Here is a 1,728-nt window from a genome sequence, read left to right as displayed (position 1 = left end):
CGGAGATGATGACCGGCCAGCGGCGTCGTGCACCAGCGACTCGCCGCGCCGGCCGCCCAGCGCCGGCGAGGGCGCGATCCCGCGCACCAGATCCGCCGAGCCGCGCACGAAGTCCTCGGGGGTGCCCATGTCGCGCCAGTAGCTGGTGTCGACGTAGCCGCAGACCTTCACGCCGTCGGACAGCAGCGCCGGGAACACCTCGCGCTCCACCGAGACCGCCCGCCCGCGTGGAATGCGGTCGATCACATTGCGGGACAGCACATAACAGCCGGCGTTGATCTGGTCGGTCGGCGGATCCTCGGTCTTCTCCAGGAACGCGGTGACCCGGCCGTCGTCGGTGGGCACGCACCCGAACGCGCGCGGGTCACCGACCCGCACCAGATGCAGGGTGGCCTCGGCCTCATGCTCATCGTGGTAGGCGTACAGCTCGGCCAGATCCGCCCCGGAGAGCACATCACCGTTGAACACCATGGCGGTGTCGTGGCGCAGTTTGGGCGCGACGTTGGCGATACCGCCGCCGGTGCCCAGCGGCTCGTCCTCGGTCACGTAGTCGATCTGCAGGCCCAGCGCGGACCCGTCGCCGAACTCATCGGAGAACACCGCCGGCTTGTAGGAGGTGCTGAGGATGACGTGCTCGATGCCGGCCGCGGCGATCCGCGACAGCAGGTGCGTCACGAAGGGCAGACCGGCGGTCGGCAGCATCGGTTTGGGCGCCGACAGCGTCAGCGGCCGCAGCCGGGTGCCCTTGCCGCCGACCAGCACGACCGCGTCGACTTGGCTGAGTGTCACGGGCGTCCCCTCGTCAGTTTGCGGCGAGCGTTGCGCACCGCCAGGTGTGAGCGCACCGCCAGCGCCCCCCGCATGGTCGCGCGCAGCGGCGCCCGCCACCACCCGGTGTGCCGGTCGGCCAGATAGGTGTAGGTGCTGCGGTGGTGCGCCGCCAGGTTGGCCGCCGGGTCCTTGCCGGTGGCGTGGCCCTTCTGGTGCAGCACTTCGGCGGCCGGGACATAGACGTTGAGCCAGCCGGCCCGGCCCAGCCGGTCTCCTAGGTCCACGTCTTCCATGTAGAGGAAGTAGCGTTCGTCGAAGCCGCCGATCGCGTCGAAGGCGGTGCGGCGCACCAGCAGGCAGGCGCCCGACAGCCACCCCACCGGGCGCTCGCTGGGTTCCAGGCGTTCCTGCCGGTAGGCCCGCGACCAGGGGTTGTTCCGCCACAGCGGACCCACCACGGCGTGCATGCCGCCGCGGATCAGGCTCGGCAGCTGCCGCGCCGAGGGGTAGACCGAGCCGTCGGGCTCGCGGATCAGCGGACCCAGCGTGGCCGCGTCCGGCCAGCGGGCGGCCGCCTCCAGCAGCGCGTCGATGCTGCCGGGCCCCCACTGCACGTCCGGATTGGCCACGATGAAAAATTCGCCGCACTCGTCGTTGCCGCCGAGCTTGGACACCGCCCGGTTGACCGCTCCGCCATAACCCAGATTCGCCCCGGTGACCAGCAGTTCCACGTTGGGATAGCGCTGCACGGCTTCCTGCGGCGCACCGTCGGTCGACCCGTTGTCGGCCATCACCACCCGCACCGGACGGTCGGTTGCCAACGACAAGGACGCCAGGAAGCGGTCCAGATGCCATCCCGGCGAATAGGTCACCGTCACCACCGGCAGGGCCTCACTCACGGCGTAGAGGTTAGCTGGCCACCGCGGCGGCCAACGCATCGCGCCATGGGCGCAGCGG

The 1,728-nt window shown here is 70.9% G+C and carries 2 protein-coding genes; both read right to left on the bottom strand.

Annotation, left to right across the window (positions count from 1 at the left end; all coding sequences use genetic code 11):
* The coding region (gene manB / locus DQP56_RS24115; RefSeq protein WP_133259036.1) for a mannose-1-phosphate guanylyltransferase ManB at window positions 1-789 on the bottom strand (789 nt) is incomplete at its 3' end.
* Window positions 786-1,670, bottom strand: coding sequence for a glycosyltransferase family 2 protein (locus DQP56_RS24110; RefSeq protein WP_165825138.1), 885 nt, complete (start codon window positions 1,668-1,670; stop codon window positions 786-788). The genes DQP56_RS24110 and manB, both read right to left, overlap by 4 nt.
* Window positions 1,671-1,728: the final 58 nt, after the last annotated feature.

The sequence above is a fragment of the Mycolicibacter senuensis genome (genome assembly GCF_003284925.1).
In the GTDB taxonomy this organism is placed as follows: domain Bacteria; phylum Actinomycetota; class Actinomycetes; order Mycobacteriales; family Mycobacteriaceae; genus Mycobacterium; species Mycobacterium algericum_A.
This window is presented reverse-complemented; position numbering and strand designations above follow the sequence as displayed.